Here is a 20,553-nt window from a genome sequence, read left to right on the forward strand (position 1 = left end):
TGGTCAGAGCATCCAGGTTCTGCGAGCACTCCTGGGGAAGTGTGTCGGTGACCATCAAACGGATCAGAACGCTTCGTAGGGCGGCTGGATGACTGATACTGATGACTATGGGGCCGAACTGCTCGCACTCGCGATCGAGAACAGCGAGCTGCGGCTCCAGCTGGCTCAGATCCAGGATCAGTGCGTCGAGCTGGCTGTCGACAGCGGAGAGTTACACGCCGAGATCGAGACGTTACGCGCGCAGCTTGTTGAATGCAGTGAGCAGCGGAACGCTTGGCAGGCCGAGGCTGAGCATTTCCGTTCACCGGCGCGAGGATTAGTCCGATGAAGCAGCGGCAGGGCCGTCCAGATTTCGATGCGCTGACTGAAGCCCAACTCATTGCGGGACGGACAGAGGCACGCTGTATTTATCTCCCGTCCATGACTCCCCAAAATCTCGGAGAGCTTATGGATGTGATCGACCATGTGACGGAGGTAGCTACGGGCGATCGTAGCTTCCTCCACCTCAAGCCCAGATCAAGCCCCGCTATTCATGATCAGATCGAGCGGCAAAGTAGACTGACACTTATTCATTCAGAGCCATGGCTTCCTGGACGACCGGCTGACGAACCTTCGTGATAATGACAACCTCACCATCGCGGCTGATTTCGATGGTTTGTGCTTCTGCACCGAGCTGCCTGGGGCTGGAGAGCATCACGCTCTGGCCGGAAGCCAACACAGTCTCGAAGGCAACAGTCGGTGCGGCAGCGCGAGGAACGACAGCATTTTCACTCCGCGAGGAAGAGCATGGCACGTAGTATCCCGGTTGAAATTCCGCCCTTCTCTTTCCCAACGCGGAAAGCGGCTCAGACGGCCGTGCAGGATCTGCTCAAGCGAAACCACAATAAGGATCTTGTTGGCGAAGATCTTCGGCTTGCAGAAGCTGTATTGAAGGCGCACCCACACGCAGCTCAGAAACTTGCAAATGGCTACATCGGAATGCGGGTTGCTCAGGATCCCAATTATAACACGTGGTGCTTATGGGTTCGCCCCGTGACAGGTGCCTTGGTGGATGTCAGCTACCAAGTCGCCCTCGGCATTACCTCGGCGGAGCCTACACTCTACACGGCTGGGCGGCACCTTCTGAAAGAAGCTATGGAGACCAAGAGGCAAGTGGCATTTGCTACTGGGACAGTGACGTGTGCTGTGTCAGGCAAGCTCCTTCATGAAGGCGATGCTCATGTAGATCATGCGCCACCGTGGCCTTTTGACAAGATCGTTCGCTCCTACGTGGAAGCACACGGCATCCCATCGCTTAGGCATGAAGGAACGCAGGACCTATTTAGCGAGCCCAGCGATGCCGAACGATTTCGCGCCTACCACGATGGTCTTGCTCAACTCCGGATTGTTGATCGGCGCGTCCACTTATCGGAGCTGAGACGCACACCGTCCTGATTGGCATCCAGGAAGGCCTCCTGGCTGAAAATCGTTGCACTGATCATCAGCGAGGGCTGAGGAAGGCGCCATTGACAGTCCTCTACCCCTTTGTATCGTTCTGTCGAACGTTCGTTCGACAGAACGATACACACAGCGGAGCGAGAGCCGGCAGATGGCCCAGGGCAAGTTCGTCGCCTACTACCGGGTCTCGACCAATCGGCAGGGTCGCTCAGGGTTGGGGCTTGAGGCGCAGCGGGAGACAGTGCGTTCCTTCCTGAACGGCGGCTCCTGGAGCCTCGTGGGCGAGTTCACCGAGGTGGAGAGCGGTCGCTCAGACGAGCGGCCGGAGTTGGTCAAGGCGCTCACCCAGTGCCGGATCAGGGGCGCCACGCTGATCGTGGCGAACGTCTCGCGGCTCACCCGGTCCGTGGCGTTCCTCTCGCGCCTTCTCGAAGCCGGGGTCGAGGTCAGGTTCTGCGACCTGCCGCAGATTGAAGGGCCGACTGGGCGGTTCATGCTTCAGCAGATGGTCGCCGTGGCCGAGCTTGAGGCAGGTCTCATCGGGGACCGCACACGCAAGGCCCTGGCGGCAGCGAAGGCGCGCGGGAAGAAGCTCGGCACTCCGGCCAACCTACAGCGTCAGGATCTCGGGCGTGAACGTGGACGGGCAGCCCGCACCCGTATCGCGGACGCGCGGGCGCTCGATCTAGCCGAGACCATCAAAGACGTTCGCGCTTCAGGGGCATCATCGCTTCGAGAGATCGCGGCCGCTCTCACTATGCGCGGGATCCCGACAGCACGTGGAGGAGCGTCGTGGTCGGCCACACAGGTGCAACGTGTGTCGAATCGAGCAACATAAGGCCAGAAACGACAGATTGGACGAGCGCCTGGTTGCCGCTCCTTACAGCCGCGTGACACAACCCGGTCTAGAAGGATCGGCCGTTCATGAATCATCAGGCGCTGGCGTCGTTTATCTGGTCGGTCGCCGATCTACTGAGAGGGGACTACAGGCAGTCGGAGTATGGGCGGGTGATCTTGCCCTTCACAGTCCTGCGTCGTCTCGACTGCGTTCTCGAGGCCACCAAACCGGCTGTCATGTCTGAGCTGAAGGCAAAGGCCGCCTTGGGCCTCAACCCGGAGCCCTTCCTACTCCGCGCCGCCAAGCAGGGCTTCTACAACACCGATCCGCTCGACCTCACCAAGTTGATGGGCGACCAGGACAACATCCGCGCCAACCTCATCCGATACGTCGAGGGCTTTTCGCCTGCGGTGCGCGACATTTTCGAGCAATTCGAGTTCCACGGCCAGATCGAGCGGCTCGCCAAAACTGGCCTGCTCTACCAGGTGACGGAGAAGTTCGCGCGTATCGACCTGCATCCATCCAAGGTCGACAACGCAGCTATGGGGCTCGCCTTCGAGGAGCTAATCCGGAAGTTCGCCGAGATCTCGAACGAGACCGCAGGTGAGCACTTCACCCCTCGCGAGGTAATCCGGCTCATGGTCAACCTGCTGTTCGTCGAGGACGACGAGGCGCTGACCAAGCCGGGAATCGTGCGGACGATCTATGACCCGACGGCGGGCACCGGCGGCATGCTGTCGATCGCTGGGGAATACCTCGCCGAGCACAATCCGCAGGGGCATCTAACGATGTTCGGCCAGGAGCTGAACCCGGAGTCCTATGCGATCTGCAAGGCGGACATGCTCATCAAGGGGCAGGACATCGGCAACATCGCTCCCGGCAACACGCTATCGGACGACGGGCACCCCAAGCGCCGCTTCGACTACATGCTCAGCAACCCCCCCTTCGGTGTCGAGTGGAAAAAGGTCGAGAAGCAGGTCCGCGCCGAGTATGAGCAGAAGGGCTTCGACGGCCGCTTCGGTCCCGGGCTGCCGCGCGTGTCGGACGGCTCGCTACTGTTCCTCATGCACCTGTTGTCAAAGATGCGGACGCGCGAGGAGGGCGGCTGTCGCTTCGGCATTGTGCTCAACGGCTCGCCGTTGTTCACAGGTGGCGCCGGCAGCGGGGAGAGCGAGATCCGTCGCTACGTGCTCGAGAATGATCTGGTCGAGGCAATTGTCGCCCTGCCAACCGACATGTTCTACAACACAGGCATCTCCACCTACGTCTGGATCCTCAGCAACAAGAAGCCCGAGACAAGGCGTGGCAAGGTCCAACTGATCGACGCTAGCTCGTTCTGGCGCAAGATGCGCAAGACTCTAGGCTCGAAGCGCAAGGAGATGTCTGAAAAACAAATTACCGACGTGACGCAGCTGTTCGGCCAGTTCGTTGAGGCGCGTCTTGCGACCCTTTTCGACGTCGAAGGCAAGGAGGTCGGCCGCGAGATCGTGCTCGATGGCGAGGCCGAACCCGCGATGCCCGAGGGCGGCAAAATCAAGCTCGCGCCGCTCTCTCGCATCTTCTCGAACAGCGCCTTTGGTTATCGCACCATAACGGTCGAGCGGCCGCTGCGCGACGAAGCTGGCAGACCTGTGCTCGGCCAGCGCGGCAAGGCGAAGGGCAAGCCGCAGGCGGACTCAAGCCTGCGCGACACCGAGAACGTGCCTCTCGACGAGAACGTCGAAACCTACTTCAAACGCGAGGTGCTGCCGCACGCGACCGACGCGTGGATCGACCACGAGAAAACGAAGGCAGGCTACGAAATCCCGTTCACACGGCAATTCTACGTGTTCGAGCCGCCGCGACAGCTCGCCGAGATCGACGCAGACCTCGACGCCGTGACAACGCGAATCAAAGCGATGCTTGAGGGGCTGGCAGCGTGACCTTCCCGGCCTATCCAACCTACGAGGACAGCGGCATCGACTGGCTGGGGGCGATCCCCAGCGACTGGATCGTCGCAGGCCTGAAGCACAGGTTTAACATTATCGGCGGCTCGACGCCGAAATCAGACGTATCCAGTTATTGGGATGGCGACCTTCCTTGGATCACTCCAGCAGACTTAAGCAAACGACAATCTCGATTTATCGCACAGACTATTCGGTCAATCACAAAGGCCGGACTAATTTCGTGCGGAACCACGCTGGTGCCCCCCGATAGCGTGGTGCTCTCAACTCGAGCGCCGATAGGTTCACTTGCAATCACGGCCGTTGAGGCATGCACAAATCAAGGCTGCAAGGCCTTAGTGCCTCTCGGGGGAGCAGAAAGCACATTCGCGTTCTACGTGCTGTCTGTAGCGACCGAGCAGCTCAACGTGCGCGGTAAGGGCACCACTTTCCTCGAGCTGTCGTCAGACGAACTAGGGGCCTTTCGCCTCGCGTTCCCCCCGATTCCTCAGCAACGAGCGATCAGCGCTTTCCTCGACCACGAGACGGCTAAAATTGACACGCTGGTGGAGGAGCAGCGGCGTCTGATCGCGCTGCTGAAGGAGAAGCGGCAGGCTGTCATTTCCCACGCCGTCACCAAGGGCCTGACCCCCGACGCCCCGATGAAGGACAGCGGCATCGAGTGGCTCGGCAAGGTGCCTGCGCATTGGACCGTGTCAGCGCTGAAGCGCCTCTTTGCCTCTGCCGACTACGGCATATCGGACTCACTAGAGCCCGACGGCTCGGTGGCTGTGCTTCGAATGGGGAATATCTCAGGCGGCAAGGTGGCCCTCAATGATTTGAAATTTGTCAAAACAGTTGATAAAAATCTTTTGCTTGATATAAACGATCTACTATTCAATAGAACTAATAGTTTAGATCAAATTGCCAAAGTCGGTATCTTCAAGGGCGCTGATTTTCCCGTTTCATTTGCTTCATATTTAGTTAGATTTCGCGCAAATAATCAGAATAGCCCTCATTTTATGACGCTTTTACTAAATCTAGAGCAACTTCTAGGTTTGGCTCGATCGCGCGCTTTTGTTGCTATTGGCCAGTGCAATCTCAACCCAACGAGGTATGGCGAGATCAAGGTCGCGGTTCCACCGATTGAAGAACAACATGAGATTGTCGATGCACTGAAAGGCGCGCTGCATGAGATCGAGGCCTTGATTGATGCAGCTAATCAAGCGCTCGAGCTGCTGAATGAGCGGCGTGCCGCCCTGATTTCTGCGGCGGTAACGGGTAAGATCGATGTGCGTGACGTCGCTGACGTGCTGCCCTTCCCGATCGATCGCGTCCGCGCACGCGGCCTGATAGCGACGGAAATCGTCGAGCGCTCGGCATTTCAGTCGACTTTCGGGCGTGTGAAGCTGCAGAAGATCGCCTATCTCGCCCAAGTGCATGCAGGCGTCTCAGAGCTCGAGGGCGCCTACTTGCGTGAAGCTGCCGGCCCTCTCGACCGCGAGATGATCAGCGACATGGAGCGTGAGGCAGCCAGGCTTGCCGGCATCCGGGTGGAGCAGCCCCACGGCGTAGGTTCAGCCGTTACCTACCGGCTCGGCGATCGACGTGCCGCACATCGACAGGAGCTCACTGCGATGCTTGGCGTGCGCACCGCCAAGTTCGACAAGCTGATAGAGGACACCGCCACGATCGACACCAAGGGCGCTGAGGCAGTAGCGACCCTCTACGCTGTATGGAACGATGCGCTGATCGACGGCGAGACACCACCCGACATGGAGATCGCCCTCGCCGTCCTGTCCGAGTGGCACCCTGAGAAAGCCAGGAAGTTTCGCATCGACGAACTGCAGACGTGGCTCGGCTGGATGCGCCGCCATGGCCTCGTGCCAACGGGCGTGAGACCGAGGACGTCGACTGGCAGGCTGTTCGCATGAGCCTGCACCAAGAGATTAGCTTCGAGGACGAGATCTGCGCACACCTCGCTGCGCATGGCTGGCTCTACGAGCCAGGCAGCGCGGCGCGATACGATCGTGTGCGCGCACTGTTCCCGACCGACCTCGTGGCCTGGGTCAAGCAGACCCAGCCGAAGGTTTGGGAGGCGCTGAGCCGTAGCCATGGAGCAGCCACCGAAGGGGTGCTGCTTGATCGCGTGCGCAAGCAGATCGACAGCCTCGGCGCGCTTGACGTCATTCGTCATGGTGTCGAGATGGTCGGCGTGCGTGGGCTCGTCACGCTCGCGCAGTTCCGCCCCGCGCTAGGCACGAACCCCGACATCATCGCGGCCTACCAGGCGAATCGTCTTCGCGTCGTCCGTCAGCTCCGCTACTCGATCGCGAACGAGAAGTGCCTCGACCTCGTGCTGTTCCTAAACGGCGTGCCGGTTGCGACTGTCGAGCTCAAGACGGACTTCACCCAGTCCGTCACGGACGCTATCGACCAGTATCGCTTCGACCGGCTGCCACGACCGAAGGGACAAACGCCCGAGCCGCTGCTGTCATTCCCCAGCGGCGCACTCGTGCACTTCGCGGTCAGCAACACCGAAGTGCACATGACGACGAAGCTCGCTGGCCCCCCGACGCGCTTCCTGCCGTTCAACAAGGGGGACCATGGCGGCGCCGGAAACCCGGCGAACCCGAACGGGCATCGCACCGCATATCTCTGGGAAGAGGTCTTCGAGCGCGAGAGCTGGCTCGAGATCATCGGCCGCTATATCGTCGCCGAGCGCGATGCGAAGCGAACGCTCACTGGCTTGATCTTCCCACGCTATCACCAGCTCGACGCCACCCGAAAGCTCGCGGCGGCGGTGCGGGCCGAAGGGCCGGGCGGCAAATACCTGATCCAACACTCAGCCGGCTCGGGCAAAACCAACTCGATCGCCTGGACGGCGCACTTCCTCGCAGACCTGCACGACGAAGCGGACAGCAAGATTTTCTCGACGGTGATCGTCGTCTCTGATCGCAACGTAATCGACTCGCAGCTTCAGGACGCGCTCTTCGGCTTCCAGCGCACCACCGGTGTGGTGGCGACCATCCGGAGCGAGGGCAGCGCCAAAAGCGGACAGCTCGCCGAGGCGCTGGCGCAGGGCAAGAAGATCATCGTTTGCACCATCCAGACCTTCCCCTTCGCTCTCGCGGCGGTGCGCGACCTTGCGGCGACGGAAGGCAAGCGCTTCGCTGTCATCGCCGACGAGGCGCATAGCTCGCAGACCGGAGAGGCTGCCAACAAGCTCAAGCAGCTTCTCTCATCGCAAGAGATCGCCGACCTGCAGGATGGCGGCGAAATGAGCGCCGAGGACATCCTCTCCGCACAGATGGCCGCGCGGGCGGGCGAGACCGGCCTCACCTACGTGGCCTTCACTGCGACGCCGAAGGCCAAGACCCTTGAGACTTTTGGTCGGCGACCTCAACCGGATCAGCAGCCCGGGTCGGGCAATCTGCCGGCTGCCTTCCACGTCTACTCGATGCGGCAAGCAATCGAGGAGGGCTTCATCCTCGACGTGCTGAAGAACTACACGCCCTACCGGCTCGCCTTCCGCTTGGCGAACGAGGGCCAGGAGTGGGACGAGCAGGAGGTCGAGCGCAGCGCCGCTCTCAAGGGCATCATGCGCTGGGTTCGGCTCCACCCCTACAACATCGCGAAGAAGGTCGAGATCGTCGTCGAGCACTTCCGCGAGAACGTGCAGCCGCTGCTCGAGGGCAAGGCCAAGGCGATGGTCGTGTTGGCGAGCCGCATCGAGGCGGTGCGCTGGAAGCTCGCGATCGACGGCTACATCAAGTCCAAGGGCTACAGCCTCGGCACGCTCGCGGCGTTCTCGGGCGAGGTGAACGATCGAGACTCGAGCGACGAGCCCTTCACGGAGAGCAGCGCATCGCTGAACCCCGGCCTCAAGGGACGAGACATTCGCGAGGCTTTCGGCACCACCGACTACCACCTGCTGCTCGTCGCCAACAAATTTCAGACCGGCTTCGACCAACCGCTACTTTGCGGCATGTATGTTGATCGGCGGCTCGGAGGGATTCAGGCCGTTCAGACGCTGTCGCGCTTGAACCGCGCGCACCCAGGCAAGGACACCACCTACGTCCTCGACTTCGTGAACTCCTCCGAGGAGATCCTCACCGCGTTCCGCGCCTACTACGACACGGCAGAGCTCGAAGGCGTCACCGATCCGAACATCGTGCTCGACCTCAAGGCCAAGCTCGACGCGAGTGGTCACTATGACGAGTTCGAGGTTGACCGGGTCGTGGCGGTAGAGATGAACCCGAAGGCAAAGCAGGGCGATCTGATCGCGGCCATTGAGCCGGTCGCGGATCGCCTGCTCAAGCGCTTCAAGGCGGCCCAGGAGCGGCTATTGAGCGCCAGCGAGCAAGAGGACACCAAAGGCACGAGCGACGCCCAGGACGAACTCAACGTGCTCTTCCTCTTCAAGAGCGACATGGCCGCCTATCAGAGCGCCTACAGCTTCCTGTCGCAGATCTTCGACTACGCCAACACCGCCGTCGAGAAGCGCTTCCTTTTCTACAAGCGTCTCGTCCCGCTGTTGGAGTTCGGGCGGGAGCGCGAAGGCGTCGATCTCTCGAAGGTCGCGCTCACCCATCACAACCTCAAGAACGAAGGCCAGCGCCGGCTCGACGTCTCTGGGCGCGACGAGACCAAGCTCACGCCGATGACCGGAATGGGCTCGGGCTCGGTCCAGGAGAAGGAGAAGGCACTCCTCGCCGCGATTATCGAGCGGGTGAACGATCTCTTCGGCGGCGACACCACCGAGGGCGATCAACTCAGCTACGTCACGACACTGCGCGACAAGATGCTTGAGTCCGAGGTCCTGGCCACCCAGGCAGCGAACAATACGAAAGCCCAGTTCGACAACTCGCCCACACTGCGAGCCGAGCTGATGAACGCTATCATCGACGCCTTCGAGGCCCACGCCTCGCTGAGCAAGCAGGCGCTCGACTCGGAGAAGGTGCGTGACGGCCTGAAGGACGTGCTGCTCGGGCCTGCCCAACTCTACGAGGCGTTGCGAACGCGTGCAGGTGATACGCAGGCGGGGGCATGATTCCTTGTAGCCGTCTCGGCCTCTTCAAGGCACTTGGTGGTTGCGCAGCTCCATGAGATCAAGATCCCAGGGCTCGACGCACAGCGTCAGGCTCGCGCTCGATGACACGTAGGAGCGCCTGCATCGCGGCATCAGGTCGGCGGCGACCTTGCTCGTAAGACTCCATCGTCCGCGCCGAGATCCTGAACTGCTGCTCGAACTCCTTCGTTGAAGCGGCCACCTTGCGCCGGATCGCCTTCACGCGTTCGGGCGTGATGACATCGTCAGGCACCTCGTAGCTCACGGCCTCCACCTCACCACGCAGGTAGGCTGCCATCTCCTGGAAGGCCTCGACCAGATCGTCACCGACAGGAGACCCTATCGCCTGCTGTGTGCTGCGCGTCATGGCTCGACTCCTTTGATGCTCGCGATCGCTTCGAGGACCGCCTTGCGCTGCTCCGGTGACAGGTCGTCTCGCTCGTTCTTCGGGTAAGCCGTCATCATGAACAGCACGCCGGGCGCGATCGCGACGTAGTAGATTGTGCGGCCGCCCCCGCTCTTGCCCCTCCCTGGAAGCGGGAAGCGAGCTTTACGCGCGCCTCGCAGGCCCTTGATCATGGGGTGGGCGTCAGGGGCTCTGACGATCATCGTCTCGATCTCGGTCACGACCGCCTCGTCGAGGCCCATACCCTTCATCGCCCGGATGTAGGGCTTCAGCCGAACGACTTTCATGTGGTCAAACTACCACATTAGCGCGCTACGACAATGTAGGAGTATTACCGCGAGATCCACCACGGCATGCATGGGCAGGCGAAGAACGAGGCATTGGTCGAGGTGGTTCGTAGGAAGGAGAAGGCCTCTGGCGCATGACGTCCTCCAAGACCCCCTACTCCCTCAATGAGGCAGTCCCTGACGCTTGGCGATTTTCGTGAGATCGTCCTGACTGATGTTGCGCAAGGCGTGAAGGAACCTGTCGAGCGCTTCCTTCAGAGTGTGCCCCTGGGCCCGCGCGGCCTCCTCCATCCTCTCGAGCTCCACCTCAGAGAACCTCTGGCCGGTGAGGTGCTCTAGCTCTTGGAAGGCAATGAGGTGTGCAACCTGGTCTCGGATGCTCACCGCACTGGCACCGGATGTTGCTCGCGGTAGACGGCCATCGCCGTCTGGAACAGCTCCTTGTGGGTCATCCTGCGCTTGGCGGCTTCGAGCCGGAAATCGTCGCGCTCGTCCTCCGTCACCTTAAACGAGAGGTCGACCCAGCGCTTCTGGTTCGCCGTGTCAGGGGTCTGAAGCGCTTGGATGAGCGTCGAGGCAGCTTCTGGCTTCGGACGACCTCCTGCGGCAATTCGGGGAGAAGAAATCTTGGTCATGCGAGAGCCTTCGCCTTCTTCAGAATGGTGAACTGGGTGGTATCTAATACCAGCGCTTTCAGCAGGCACATCCAAGGGCAAAATTAAACCATCAACGAGCAATCCGCTCTGCGACCGAGAAAATCAGTCATTCCTGTATTCGCCTAAGCGCGAAAGCGCGAACTATAGAGGGCACTCGCTCGGAAAGCATTTAACCGACTTGTCCATTTCGAGCGAAAACGGCTTTGGAGCTGGACATCCACCGGACATGTGCATGACAGGGATGATACATTGTGAGGGCGCGCTGCATTGTTCGGATTAGACAGCGAGTGGACAGGATGTCCGTTAATCGGACAAAGTCGTAGGCCATTCAGGACATGCCATCAGCACCAATCTGCCCTCGCTGCGGTCAGCCTGCAGTTAAGGTCATTCTGAGCTCCGGCCGACATCGCAATCGCTGCTGCGGCCTCTGGTCGGCAGGTGACAAGCCGCTTCGGGACGAAGTCGGACATCGAGCAGCTTGGGAGCTGAAGTCTGCCCGGAGAGAGGCACACACGCATTTCGACCGCCTCTGGAAAGAAGGGCGTCTGGAGCGAGAGGCTGCCTACGTTCGCCTTGCTCAAGAACTCGGTATTGAGCGTGACGCCTGCCATATGAGCTCAATGGACGCTGAGATTGCCAAGCGTGTGCCTGCCGTGGTCAAGGAAATCTGGACATCTCTGACACATACAAAAGGTTCTTAAGGGGTTCGCTTCCTGTGTCAGTTCGAGTGCGCCAGCTACAACATGAGCCTGATGCCGCTGAGACCATAAGCAGTTTACAATTGCCCCAGGATCGCCAGGGAGGGGATTTGCCATGCCCCGGCATATCCGACCACCCAGAATGATGCCGGCCGCTGGTGAGCCTGCTAAGCGGTTATCTTCTTGCCATTGAGCAGTGCCTGCCGGTGTCTCAGGGAGCGAGTAGCGCCGGATCGCGTTGCGTCTACGACCCCAATACCCAGGACAGCCTCGATGCATGCGAACCGACTGATCGAGACCGAAGCGGTCCTCGCTCGCACCGATCGGGATTGGCGATCCGAAGTGATACGCCTTTATGGTCCTAATAGCGTCCTTCGGTTCGCCTACACCTGGGAAGGCCGCGGTGAGGATGGAACGCCGGTCCGGCGCACCTACGATGCCCGGCAACACGCGATCGCCTCATGGCGCCAGGAACGACGGACGGCGAGCTAGCTCCGGTAGCTGGGCCATGTCCACCTGGACCGCCTCCGCTTTCGGACTGTGGGCTGCCTATTGGGCCGCGATGTTCGCGCAGATCGCGCAGATCGCGCATCTGCGGGCCATCGATGACGGCGTGGGCGCAATGGGGTGTTCGTGGATTTCTCGCAGCCTCCTCGCCGTAGGGTTCGCCTTTTTCCTGTTGGCGAAGGGCCTGTGACGCGTGTGCAACCTCTACAGTTTGAACAAGGGGCAGGACGCGATCCGAAAGGCGTTTGGGGTTGATCGCGACGAGACCGGCAACATGCCGCCGCTGCCCGCTATCTTCCCCGACCAGATGGCACCGGTAATCCGGATCGCTGATGAGGAACGCGAACTGACGATGATGCGCTGAGGCTTCCCCTCTCCGATGAGCAAGTGGCCAGAGCATCCGGTCACGAACGTTAGTAATGTGAAATCGCCCTGCTGGCGCCCATAGCCGGAGGCGATGCCTTCTTTAAAATGACAAGAACGCTTCTAGCTGAGCGGCATAGAATCGCTAAACCTTACGAAAATTTCATGCAACACGCCCTCATCGGTGGCGTTTTCAAATCAGCCCCAGGGCAGAACGACGATTATCGAAAAAGACCGCCGTCGCCCGGTTGGGACGCATCGGAGATGCCGTCATGACCCGTTACAAACTTCTGGCCGCCTCGCTCACCGCCTCGATCGCCATTGGTGGCGCGGCTTATGCGGCAGATCAGGCCACTACATCCTCCATGTTGCACGAAACCGCTATCCAGAAGGATGTTAGCAAGCTCTCCGTAGATGGAGCTAAGGGCTTCCAAGACTTGCATCAAGCACGGCTCGCAATCTTCGACGCGGATCCAGCTCGGGCCAAAACACTGATAGCTCAGTCCCAAGCGGCGTTGGCTAAAGCGAAGACCGACGAGAGCGTCTTCACGAAAGCCGAGGCTGAGCTGAAATCGCCCCCTGTCGGCAAAGAGATGGCGATGAAGAATGCTAAAGAGATGAGCAATGAGATAACTAAGGCGGATATGAAAACGCCGATCGCATGGTTGCCTGTCGACGGCCAGTTACTGCTCGACGAGGATTTCGTCGCTACTCCCCAGAAGGCGGCCGCCGTTTCCGACGCCAACAAGAATCTTGAAAAGGGAGATCGGAAGGGAGCCGTCGAAAAGCTCAAACTTGGCGGCGTGAGCGTGAATTTCACGATGGCGATTGTTCCACTGGTTAAGACCACATCGGATGTTGATCAGGCTGCTAAGTTACTCGATCAAGGGAAATACTACGAGGCGAACTCTGTCTTAAAGCAGGCAGAAGATGGGCTTCGGTTCGACGTAATCGATGTGACAACACTGCCGCAGAAGAGCTCGGCGAACTCCGCAGATGCCAAGGGAACGGAGGCAATGCCGTCCTCGACCGGAACCGTCAAACCCGCGCACTGACGAAAACCGATATCGACTTGGAGGGGTGTCACGGTAGTCGCTCGTCACTTCAACAAAATCTTGTTGCCTTCATAGTCGCAGGCTGCGGGTTCTGGGATTTTCTGAGTTGACCAGTGCCCGGGCGCATCTCTCCAGCCGATTCCACTGAATATGCACTGAAGTGTGCACTCTTTGGGATCAAGCTTAGCGTAATGTCCGAGCAGTATGAATTTGACGAGGTGGGGTTACAAATGGTTCTCAAAGTGACCCCACCTTGACTTGAAGTCCGTCAATATCAAAGCTGCTTAAGGCTGTTTGTGAGAGACGTCACGGTCGACCGATTTATAACCGCGACCTGACTCTGACCTGATTTTGGTTAGTAGAGGGCCTCACAGTGGTGCCGCCTGATGCGGTCCCACCAACCATTCTCGCAATTTTGTCCAGCGCCGCTTCGCGCCCCCACCCCGAACCGCCATACCAATCGCTTTGCGTTGGCCGATCAGGACGACAAGCTGTTTGCCGCGCGTGACGCCGGTGTAGAGCAGGTTCCTCGCCAGCATGTTGAAATGCTGCGTCACGATCGGGATCACCACGGCGGGATACTCGGAGCCCTGGCTTTTGTGGATCGTCGTTGCGAACGCCGGCACCAGCGTGTCGAGCTCGCCGTAGGGGTAGACGACCTCGCGCCCGTCGAAGGTGACGACGACGGCGCCTTCCTCCTCGTCGATGCGGGCCACCATGCCGAGATCGCCGTTGAAGACGTCCCGGTCGTAGTCGTTCTGGGTCTCCATCACCCGGTCGCCGGAGGCAAAGCGCCAGCCGAAACGCTCGATCTGCTGAGCTGGGTTCGGGTTCAGCACGCGCTGGAGCTCGTGATTGAGGTTCCGCGAGCCGAGGGAGCCGCGCAGCATCGGCGTGAGGACCTGGACGTCACGGATCGGATCGAGCGCGAAGGAGCGCGGAATGCGCTTGGTCACGACCTCGATCAGCTTGGCGACGCCGACGTCCGGATCGTCGATCTCGATCAGGTAGAAGTCAGACTTCTCACTCGCCTTCGGCCACTCCGGCATCTGGCCCTGGTTGATGCGGTGCGCGTTGACGATGATCCGGCTCTCGGCCGCTTGCCGGAACACTTCAGTCAGCCGCGCCACCGGCAAGCGCCCCGACGCGATGACGTCGGCCAGCACCTGTCCTGGGCCGACAGAGGGGAGCTGATCGACGTCGCCGACCAATAGGAGCCCGGCGCGCTTCGGCACGGCCTTCAGCAGGGCGTTCATCAAAGGCACGTCAATCATCGAGCACTCGTCGAGGACGAGCAGGTCACAGTCGAGCGGGTTCTCCTCATTGCGCGAGAAGCCGCCGCGCTTTGGGTCGATCTCCAGCAGCCGATGGATGGTCTTGGCTTCGAGCCGGGTCTGCTCCGTCATTCGCTTGGCGGCACGGCCCGTCGGCGCAGCGAGAAGGACCTTTATGCCCTTGGCCGTAAGAATGCGCAGGAGCGAGTCCAATGTGCTGGTCTTGCCGACACCGGGACCGCCGGTGATCACGCAGAGCTTCGAGGACAGCATCAAACGAATGGCTTCGCCTTGAGATGGCGAAAGCGTCTTACCCGTCTTCGCCTCGACCCATGGCCGCGCCTTGTTGAGATCGATGCTGGGCCAGGGTGGTGAGCCGCGAGCTCGGGTTACGAGTCGTTCAGCGATCGCCCGCTCAGCCGCGTGCAGACCCTTGAGGAAGACACAGGGTTGGTCGTCTACCGTGTCCGCGATGACCTCCTCGCCGCGTGCCAGCTCGTCGGCGACGGCGGTGCGGACGAGAGCAGCCTCGACTTCGAGCAGCTTCTGGGCGAGCACGATCAGCCGCTCGTTCGGCAGGCCACAGTGTCCCTCGTCCATCGCCGTCTGGAGCGCGAACGATACGCCGGCCCGGAGCCGCTGCGGTGACTCCTTCGTCAGCCCGAGACGCATCGCAATCGCGTCAGCAGTTCGAAAGCCAATGCCGCGGATGTCGCGAGCGAGCCGGTAAGGGTCCTCGGTCATGACGACGATCGACTCGTGGCCGTAGGTCTTGAAAATCCGCACCGCCCGCGCCGTTCCGACGCCGTGTGCGTGCAAGAAGATCATGATCTCGCGGACGGCCTTCTGCTCGGCCCAGCCGGAGACGATGCGGGCAGCCCGCGTTGGGCCGATGCCCGAGACCTCCTTGAGGCGCTCTGGATCGGCCTCGATGATCTCGAAGGTGCCTTCGCCGAACAGCGCCACAATGCGCTTGGCCATAGCCGGCCCGATGCCCCGCATGTAGCCCGACGCGAGGTAGCGCTCGATACCCTCGACCCCGGTCGGTGGTGTGGCCTTGAGCGTCTCGGCCTTGAACTGGAGGCCATGCTGCCGGTCAGTGAACCAGATCCCGGTCGCAGTGATCCACTCGCCGGCACCAATCGCTGGCGCGTGTCCGATCACCGGCACGAGATCGCGCTTGCCGCGCGCCTGAACTTTGAGGACGCAGAAACCCGTCTCAGCGTTGTGAAAGGTCACGCGTTCGATCGTGCCGGCGAGCGTCTCAATGGGCGCACTACGGTCAGACGACTTGAGCGCCGTTCCCTGGCTCATGTCATGCACGATGCCGCATTGAGCGGGAACCGTCTACAAGGCTCAGGGAAGCTCGTAGACGCTGATCCGCTAGTTGAGGAGCACGTCATACCGCCAAACCTGTCAGTGAGCTCCTGATGCTCTTTATGGGGCGACCTGTTCGCTAAGGACGGTGATCGCCAAGGAGGTGGCCGGACTTTCTTCGAGCCCAGAAGGCACCCCCTACGAGAAAGCGTAGGATCTCTAGGACTTCGACGTCCTGTCCCGGTGATCTCACCACATGCCCCAGTTCGGGTTCTCCTGGTCCTTCGCCTCCTCCTGTGCCCGGTGGATCTCAGCGACACGCTGGAGGAGACGGCGCACGTTCCCCTCGTTCCAGTCCTCACCCCGGGCTGTTCGAAGACCCCGGAGGTTCAGGCCATCGGCGATCTCCTTGGCAGTTGTGCGCCCTTCTTCGCGCAACTTCGAGATGACCGGCGCTAACTCGCGCGCTCGTTCGAGAGCACCGTCTCGGTTCACCGCGGCACCCTTCACCTGGGCTTCTTCGAGGTTGGTGGGGTTCCCGAGCTGCACCCCCTCCTCCTTGAGCTTCTTCAAAGCGCGCTTGGTGTTGATGCTGATGAGCTCGCCCTCGTGCTGCGCACGCGCGGCTTCCGCCATGAGGACGGCGTGTGAGGCTCCCTCTCCGGACTTGCAGCTCAAGACCTTCAGGCGCCCTCCCATAATCGCTTCCTCGATGGCTTCCACGTTGCGTGCGAAGCGATCGAGCCCGTCGACGAGGATCGTCAGCTTCTTCTCTCGGGAGAAGCTGATCGCGTCCATGACGCCCTTCCGCCCCCTGATGCTGTCCTCGCCCATGCCGGTCTCAGCGTCTCTGAAAGTCTGAACGATCCGGTAGCCCGCGTGACGTGCGAACTCGCGGATCCTGGTCATCTGAAGATCGTGCCCGTTGCCTGCCTCTTCCTGCTTCTGAGTCGAGACGCGGGTGTAGGCGATGGCTGGCCTGAGGGTCTGCTTCATGGGTCTCTCCTGATCGCCTCTATATGATACCTTTTTGAGGTGTGCAAGAAGTAAAAACTACATTTGCTTAGAGAGATACCTCTTGCCTTTTAGAGGTGTGCACGCCCCTTCGATAAGGCGCCCAAAACCAGGATTAGACTCAGGTCCATCGTTCGTGCTGATTGCCGTTATGGCTTTCAAACGCCAGTTATTTATCGTAAGCAAAAAACATCAACCGCTGACTGACGCACGTAAGGACTGACACATGCCAAGCGTTGTTAGTTTTGTCAGTCAGAAAGGCGGGGTCGGGAAATCGACCTTGGCGCGCGCTCTGGCGCGGGAAGCCGCTGCCGGCGGCCTCGCCGTCAAAATCGCAGATCTTGACCATGAGCAAGGCACCTCGACGAACTGGGCGCGCCGCCGCATGTCGGCCAGTCTTGAACCCGTCGTCGCCGTTGAGCCGTTCAGGACAGCCGCCGATGCCTTCAAAGCCGCCGAGCATTTCGATCTGATGATTATCGACGGGCCGGCGCGGGCCTCGGCCGGGACGCTCGAAATAGCGAAGGGATCCGCCCTGGTCGTTCAGCCATCAAGCACGTCGGTGGACGATCTTGAGCCCGCGGCCATCGTCTTCAACAGCTTGGTCCGGGCAGGTATCTCAAGGGCAAAACTGGCGCTGGCACTAGTCCGGGTTGGCACTGAAGCCGAAGAGGCGTTCGCTCGCACATACATGGGGGAGGCTGGCTATGACGTGCTGCCAGGCGCGCTCCTTGAGCGTCCGGCCTATCGGCAAGCTCAGAACGAAGGCCAAGCCGTGACTGAGGTCCGGTTCAAAGGTCTGAGCGAGCGAGCCGACGCGCTGGTGCAAGCCATCATCGACCGAGCCGGTGTGTAAGTTAAAACTATCAAGAAATGACGAGCGTTAGCGTGGCAAAATTTCAGACCAAGTCCGTTCCGAAGCCGCCGTCGAGCGACACGGCGGTCGATCTCGCCGCGTTGGCAGAAACAATCACAGCGCCGGAGCCTGTGCCCGTGGTGACCAAAGAACCCGGGAAGCGAGGGAAAGGTCGACCGCCGAGCCAGGAGACGCGCACGGTGTTCGGGACGCGCTTGAAGGCCGAGACAATTGCCGACGTGGAAGCGCTCAAGGCGGGCCTGCGCCTCAAGATGCAAGGCGAGGCTATCGAGCGCGCCGTTGCATTCTACCGAGCGCATATAATTACAAAGACCCGCAGGGAGTTGAGTCTCGAGCCCCAGGTCGCTGACGAAGCTGTGCTCCTCAAGGCGTTCAAAGTCGATGACTAGATCGTAGGTGTCGGCCCGCTTCATCGAACGAAGGAATGCACTCTGCGCGAGACTTTTTATTGAATGGCATGCTGCAGATCTCAGCACAGGGCGCGTTTCTTAACGGTCCTGCCGTTCGCTATCTCGAAAGCCCCTTTCATCGGCCTTAAGACCCGCTGTCTGCTTTCGGTTTGAACCTTGGTATTCGTGGTGGGTGAGGAAATAACCCCACCCCCCGAAGCCGAAACGCAGCGAGCAAGTCTCATCCAGGCCAGCCACTCCCGGCTGATGATCCGCACGATATTGCTCAAGTTCCTCCAGGCGCTTTGACGGCGCTCAGTGACAGTGACGAGGCCCAGAGCGCGCGCGCGGCGCAGGGCGGCTTTTGTGGTGCTGCGGCTCACGCCCGCGATAGCGGCAATGGCGTCGAGGTGCAGCCGGCAGTCGCCTCGCTTGGCTACCTCGACGGTGACGACGGCAAGGGCCGCCTGCTCAGCGAGTGTGAACTGGCAGGCAATTTGAGGGGGGAGCCGGCCGGCAGCGGCCCAACGCCTGCGCCGCGCCATGCTGGCATCGGTGCGCGGTCTTGATCCAGTCCGTAGTTTTACGGGACCAGGGGCAGGGGAGGCGGCCGGAGCCTTCCGGGCCTCTATGAGCGCGGACAGGGCCTCAGCTTCATCGTCGGTGACACTGCCTGCGGCGTAGGCGGACCAGAGCAGCCGATTGATCTCGGGCAGCTTGTCGCGCGGCGCGGCCTCGGCGGCCTGCCGGATGGATGATGCAAACACGTTCAGCCCCTATGGGGCCGCTTCGGGCAATACGAGATCGTGCAGAGAACTCGCGTTCTCCGCTTGACGGCTCAGGGCCGAATATGGTGTGGTGGAAGCAGTTCGGGGGCTTCCACGCACCCATCGATTTCCAAAGCCTCGACCTTGCAGGGTCGGGGCTTTGCTCGTTTTGAACGTCTGCGGCTCGTTGCGTTGATCCTTCGTGCGCGAGTGCGCCGATCGTTAACCGTGAAGCTTGTCAGCGAGTCGGTCAACCCGTGGGCAGGTCGGACGCCTTGATGGTCGCGGCGAGCGATGCGCGGTTCTGCGCATGCTGGTAGGCGACGGGCTCAATATCATCGATAGTGAAGTCAGCATCTTCAATTTCGACTTCTAAAAGCTCATATATCGCACTGTCTGTAGAGAAATTCATTATTCTTTCAATATGATCCCTCAGGGCAGGCGGTAATTCGGTGCGGCCATACTCAAGATCGAGCTTTTCGATATCGCACTGAGTAAACATCATCTCCTGGATCGCATTCTGTGCAATTCCGTTTTCCGAGCTCCATAGAACGGTAAGCTTCCGATAAGCCGCTTCGGGCATGGGATAGGTCTGGATGGCCGGCTTCTTCTTCATGATGCAGATTTTCCTTGCTGACGGCGGCGCTGCTGCGCTGCCGTTGGTGTGAGTTCTTGGTTGGCTTCTGAGTGGTGCGACCAAGGTCGCGCCGTTTACTGTTCAGATTGTTCCGGCACCTCCTCTGAGCGTCGTGACCGGAAATGAACGCCGCACCTCCTTTAAAAGTCGGACCTTCAAGCTCTCTAGACGCACCATCTCGGCGACCGCCTTTGACCGCTCGGCCGGGTCACTCATGTCGGCAGTGCCGGCCTTAGTGATGGCGGCTTCGATCTCGCGGACCTTGAACCGGTTGATGATCCGGGCGAGCGCGTCGGCGCTGTCGACGAGAGCGCCGACCATCCGCTGGGCCTTCCCGAGCGAGCCCCGTTCGATCAGGCCGCCGATGCGTGTCCACTCTTCGCGCCAGTCCGGATCTTCGTCCTTCGACAGGTCCGGAAACTGAAGGCCCACACTGTCGAAGGTGTCGTTCAGGAAATCGAGTTCGTGAGCCTCGTCATCGGTTGCGACGTAGGCCGCGAACGATCCTGCGATCACGTCGGCTGTCTCATCGTGCGAGGTCTTTTCGGCTTGCTTGAGGCGGGCTCGGTAAGCCCGCTGCTTCTCTGACGGCGTCATCGCCATTCGCACCTCCTTGGTCACAGGCAACGAGTTACTTGTTACCGTTATCGTCGTCAACCCGTTGCTTTAGTCCCTGAGCGCGTCGGGGATTGGCATGCGGGTGATCCAGAGCACGGGCGAGTCGAGGCCGTAGTGATTGACGATGACAGTCCCAAACACCGGATGGGTGCCTACGGTGATCTCCTCCGCCCCCGCGACGTGCCGGGTGTGGATCGTCAGGTCCGGCCACGAGGCGGCGTGTTCGTCCGTATCGAGAAGCTACTTAGACATCATTCAAAGAATTTTTGTTAGTATTTATTAATATGAGCTATCTTCTAATTTCGATAGAAAGTTTAATCGCACGTTGGATGATGGCCCCTCAACGAGCAGCTGGCGTGTCACACTGGTCAGAGCATCCAGGTTCTGCGAGCACTCCTGGGGAAGTGTGTCGGTGACCAT

The 20,553-nt window shown here is 60.4% G+C and carries 19 protein-coding genes and 1 pseudogene; 11 read left to right on the top strand and 9 right to left on the bottom strand.

The genetic code is table 11. The features are described 5' to 3' along the window. Positions 1–88: 88 nt before the first annotated feature. Positions 89–328, top strand: a complete 240-nt coding sequence (locus tag G3T14_RS20175) for a hypothetical protein (RefSeq protein WP_163644333.1) — start codon at positions 89–91, stop codon at positions 326–328. Between the two features lie 237 nt (positions 329–565). Here G3T14_RS20175 and G3T14_RS20180 read toward each other — a convergent pair whose 3' ends face one another. Next, positions 566–715, bottom strand: coding sequence for a hypothetical protein (locus G3T14_RS20180; protein WP_163644334.1), 150 nt, complete (start codon positions 713–715; stop codon positions 566–568). A 71-nt stretch (positions 716–786) separates the two neighbouring features. Here G3T14_RS20180 and G3T14_RS20185 point away from each other — a divergent pair, with 71 nt between their 5' ends. The 5 genes from G3T14_RS20185 to G3T14_RS20205 all read left to right on the top strand — a co-directional run bounded on the left by G3T14_RS20185 (position 787) and on the right by G3T14_RS20205 (position 9,250). After that, entirely contained in the window at positions 787–1,434 is a 648-nt protein-coding gene (locus tag G3T14_RS20185; RefSeq protein WP_163644335.1) for a DUF3223 domain-containing protein, read from the top strand. A gap of 154 nt (positions 1,435–1,588) precedes the next feature. Beyond that, entirely contained in the window at positions 1,589–2,275 is a 687-nt protein-coding gene (locus G3T14_RS20190; RefSeq protein ID WP_163644336.1) for a recombinase family protein, read from the top strand. 86 nt (positions 2,276–2,361) lie between these two features. Beyond that, a complete protein-coding gene (locus G3T14_RS20195) occupies positions 2,362–4,197 on the top strand; it encodes a class I SAM-dependent DNA methyltransferase (RefSeq protein ID WP_163644337.1) in 1,836 nt (611 codons plus the stop codon). Continuing rightward, positions 4,194–6,131, top strand: a complete 1,938-nt coding sequence (locus tag G3T14_RS20200) for a restriction endonuclease subunit S (RefSeq protein WP_163644338.1) — start codon at positions 4,194–4,196, stop codon at positions 6,129–6,131. Before G3T14_RS20195 ends, G3T14_RS20200 begins: the two co-directional genes overlap by 4 nt. Next, on the top strand, positions 6,050–9,250 hold the full coding sequence (locus G3T14_RS20205; protein ID WP_348645313.1) for a type I restriction endonuclease: 3,201 nt from the start codon (positions 6,050–6,052) through the stop codon (positions 9,248–9,250). The genes G3T14_RS20200 and G3T14_RS20205 overlap by 82 nt, the downstream gene beginning before the upstream one ends. Positions 9,251–9,308: 58 nt before the next feature. Here the strand turns inward: G3T14_RS20205 and G3T14_RS20210 are convergent, their stop codons facing one another. The 3 genes from G3T14_RS20210 to G3T14_RS20220 all read right to left on the bottom strand — a co-directional run bounded on the left by G3T14_RS20210 (position 9,309) and on the right by G3T14_RS20220 (position 10,596). Next, positions 9,309–9,635: a type II toxin-antitoxin system MqsA family antitoxin gene (locus tag G3T14_RS20210; protein ID WP_204262965.1), complete on the bottom strand. Its 327-nt coding sequence runs from the start codon at positions 9,633–9,635 to the stop codon at positions 9,309–9,311. Further along, on the bottom strand, positions 9,632–9,916 hold the full coding sequence (locus tag G3T14_RS20215) for a type II toxin-antitoxin system RelE/ParE family toxin (protein WP_163644339.1): 285 nt from the start codon (positions 9,914–9,916) through the stop codon (positions 9,632–9,634). The genes G3T14_RS20210 and G3T14_RS20215 overlap by 4 nt, the downstream gene beginning before the upstream one ends. 425 nt (positions 9,917–10,341) lie before the next feature. Next, positions 10,342–10,596 carry a hypothetical protein gene (locus G3T14_RS20220; protein WP_163644340.1) on the bottom strand — a complete coding sequence of 85 codons (255 nt, stop codon included), beginning with the start codon at positions 10,594–10,596 and terminating at the stop codon, positions 10,342–10,344. A 1,227-nt stretch (positions 10,597–11,823) separates the two neighbouring features. On the opposite strand from G3T14_RS20220, the gene G3T14_RS20230 reads away from it, so the two are divergent. From G3T14_RS20230 to G3T14_RS20240, 3 genes and pseudogenes are all read left to right on the top strand, one after another. Further along, positions 11,824–12,012 (top strand): hypothetical protein, encoded by a 189-nt coding sequence (locus tag G3T14_RS20230; protein ID WP_163644342.1) that lies wholly within the window; start codon positions 11,824–11,826, stop codon positions 12,010–12,012. Positions 12,013–12,015: 3 nt separating this feature from the next. Next, positions 12,016–12,264, top strand: a pseudogene (locus tag G3T14_RS20235) (SOS response-associated peptidase); the annotation flags it as partial. Between the two features lie 193 nt (positions 12,265–12,457). After that, positions 12,458–13,240 (top strand): YfdX family protein, encoded by a 783-nt coding sequence (locus G3T14_RS20240; protein ID WP_163644344.1) that lies wholly within the window; start codon positions 12,458–12,460, stop codon positions 13,238–13,240. 368 nt (positions 13,241–13,608) lie between these two features. On the opposite strand, the gene G3T14_RS20245 is transcribed toward G3T14_RS20240, so the two are convergent. Together G3T14_RS20245 and G3T14_RS20250 are read right to left on the bottom strand one after the other, a co-directional pair. Further along, a complete protein-coding gene (locus G3T14_RS20245) occupies positions 13,609–15,828 on the bottom strand; it encodes an ATP-dependent RecD-like DNA helicase (RefSeq protein ID WP_163644345.1) in 2,220 nt (739 codons plus the stop codon). Between the two features lie 252 nt (positions 15,829–16,080). After that, positions 16,081–16,827 carry a recombinase family protein gene (locus G3T14_RS20250; RefSeq protein ID WP_163644346.1) on the bottom strand — a complete coding sequence of 249 codons (747 nt, stop codon included), beginning with the start codon at positions 16,825–16,827 and terminating at the stop codon, positions 16,081–16,083. Between the two features lie 244 nt (positions 16,828–17,071). On the opposite strand from G3T14_RS20250, the gene G3T14_RS20255 reads away from it, so the two are divergent. Both G3T14_RS20255 and G3T14_RS20260 read left to right on the top strand, forming a co-directional pair. After that, a complete protein-coding gene (locus G3T14_RS20255; RefSeq protein WP_163644347.1) occupies positions 17,072–17,701 on the top strand; it encodes a ParA family protein in 630 nt (209 codons plus the stop codon). A 32-nt stretch (positions 17,702–17,733) separates the two neighbouring features. Next, entirely contained in the window at positions 17,734–18,111 is a 378-nt protein-coding gene (locus G3T14_RS20260) for a hypothetical protein (RefSeq protein ID WP_163644348.1), read from the top strand. Between the two features lie 80 nt (positions 18,112–18,191). Here the strand turns inward: G3T14_RS20260 and G3T14_RS20265 are convergent, their stop codons facing one another. The 3 genes from G3T14_RS20265 to G3T14_RS20275 form a co-directional block, all read right to left on the bottom strand. Then, positions 18,192–18,878, bottom strand: a complete 687-nt coding sequence (locus tag G3T14_RS20265; protein WP_163644349.1) for a transcriptional regulator — start codon at positions 18,876–18,878, stop codon at positions 18,192–18,194. 250 nt (positions 18,879–19,128) lie between these two features. Beyond that, positions 19,129–19,494 (bottom strand): hypothetical protein, encoded by a 366-nt coding sequence (locus tag G3T14_RS20270; protein WP_163644350.1) that lies wholly within the window; start codon positions 19,492–19,494, stop codon positions 19,129–19,131. A gap of 102 nt (positions 19,495–19,596) precedes the next feature. Beyond that, positions 19,597–20,118, bottom strand: a complete 522-nt coding sequence (locus G3T14_RS20275; protein WP_163644351.1) for a hypothetical protein — start codon at positions 20,116–20,118, stop codon at positions 19,597–19,599. Between the last annotated feature and the right edge of the window lie 435 nt (positions 20,119–20,553).

This window comes from Methylobacterium sp. BTF04, from assembly GCF_010692745.1.
Taxonomy (GTDB): Bacteria; Pseudomonadota; Alphaproteobacteria; order Rhizobiales; family Beijerinckiaceae; genus Methylobacterium.

Excerpts from the sequence above, each read along its gene's own strand:
- G3T14_RS20230 (WP_163644342.1), top strand. The coding sequence starts at position 11,824 with ATGTCCACCTGGACCGCCTCCGCTTTCGGACTGTGGGCTGCCTATTGG.
- G3T14_RS20255 (WP_163644347.1), top strand. The coding sequence starts at position 17,072 with ATGCCAAGCGTTGTTAGTTTTGTCAGTCAGAAAGGCGGGGTCGGGAAA.
- G3T14_RS20175 (WP_163644333.1), top strand. The coding sequence starts at position 89 with ATGACTGATACTGATGACTATGGGGCCGAACTGCTCGCACTCGCGATC.
- G3T14_RS20195 (WP_163644337.1), top strand. The coding sequence starts at position 2,362 with ATGAATCATCAGGCGCTGGCGTCGTTTATCTGGTCGGTCGCCGATCTA.
- G3T14_RS20220 (WP_163644340.1), bottom strand. The coding sequence starts at position 10,596 with ATGACCAAGATTTCTTCTCCCCGAATTGCCGCAGGAGGTCGTCCGAAG.
- G3T14_RS20240 (WP_163644344.1), top strand. The coding sequence starts at position 12,458 with ATGACCCGTTACAAACTTCTGGCCGCCTCGCTCACCGCCTCGATCGCC.
- G3T14_RS20275 (WP_163644351.1), bottom strand. The coding sequence starts at position 20,118 with ATGGCGATGACGCCGTCAGAGAAGCAGCGGGCTTACCGAGCCCGCCTC.
- G3T14_RS20245 (WP_163644345.1), bottom strand. The coding sequence starts at position 15,828 with ATGAGCCAGGGAACGGCGCTCAAGTCGTCTGACCGTAGTGCGCCCATT.
- G3T14_RS20250 (WP_163644346.1), bottom strand. The coding sequence starts at position 16,827 with ATGAAGCAGACCCTCAGGCCAGCCATCGCCTACACCCGCGTCTCGACT.
- G3T14_RS20210 (WP_204262965.1), bottom strand. The coding sequence starts at position 9,635 with ATGACGCGCAGCACACAGCAGGCGATAGGGTCTCCTGTCGGTGACGAT.
- G3T14_RS20215 (WP_163644339.1), bottom strand. The coding sequence starts at position 9,916 with ATGGGCCTCGACGAGGCGGTCGTGACCGAGATCGAGACGATGATCGTC.
- G3T14_RS20185 (WP_163644335.1), top strand. The coding sequence starts at position 787 with ATGGCACGTAGTATCCCGGTTGAAATTCCGCCCTTCTCTTTCCCAACG.
- G3T14_RS20190 (WP_163644336.1), top strand. The coding sequence starts at position 1,589 with ATGGCCCAGGGCAAGTTCGTCGCCTACTACCGGGTCTCGACCAATCGG.
- G3T14_RS20270 (WP_163644350.1), bottom strand. The coding sequence starts at position 19,494 with ATGAAGAAGAAGCCGGCCATCCAGACCTATCCCATGCCCGAAGCGGCT.